Raw genomic sequence first — 588 nt, 5'->3', positions numbered from 1 at the left:
AAGAAGCACTCACGCAAGCAGCGTGAGATAGATCACGTGTCCACTACTTGCGGGGAACCCCAGAAGTGCTTGTAGGCGTGGTGGCGTTTGCAGAGGGCATGGGAGTTCGCGGGGGTCGTGGGCCCGCCCAGGGCGTAGGCGGTGAGGTGGTCGGTTTCGGTGTCCATGGCGGGGTTGGTGCAGCCCGGGAAGGAGCAGGTTTCGGCCAGGGCGCGCAGCAGCGCCTTCTCCGCGTCCCGGAGCCGGTACCGTTCCGGGGGCACGCCCGTGAGGGGTTCGGCGGTGACGGGGTCGGTGAGCACGCGCAGGAAGCTCCCCGCACCGCACAGCAGTTTCCGGGCGGTCACCTCGTCGATGGGGCCGTGCCCGGCCAGGATTGCCGGTTCGTTCGTGGCCCCGAGCAGTCCCAGCACCGGGACCGTGAGGATGACCTGGGCCAGGGGTTGGGGAGGTTCGGCCACGGCGAGCCCGGCCCGGGTCGCCTCGAGCTGGGCGAAGTACTCACCCACCGGGTCCTCCACCACCCCGTCCACCATTCCCTCCACCACGGCACCGGCCAGGGACCCCAGCAGCTCCCCCACCGGCCCG

General features: G+C 70.4%; 1 protein-coding gene. It reads right to left on the bottom strand.

Annotated features, from left to right (window positions below; all coding sequences use genetic code 11):
- Positions 1-32 precede the first annotated feature (32 nt).
- Positions 33-588, bottom strand: a 556-nt coding sequence (locus G6N77_RS19575; RefSeq protein ID WP_165183841.1) for an HNH endonuclease signature motif containing protein, incomplete at its 5' end; no start/stop codon positions are given.

This window comes from Arthrobacter silviterrae (genome assembly GCF_011045165.1).
GTDB lineage: Bacteria > Actinomycetota > Actinomycetes > Actinomycetales > Micrococcaceae > Specibacter > Specibacter silviterrae.
The sequence above is the reverse complement of the archived record's forward strand: the minus strand, read 5'-3'. Positions and strand labels throughout refer to the sequence as shown.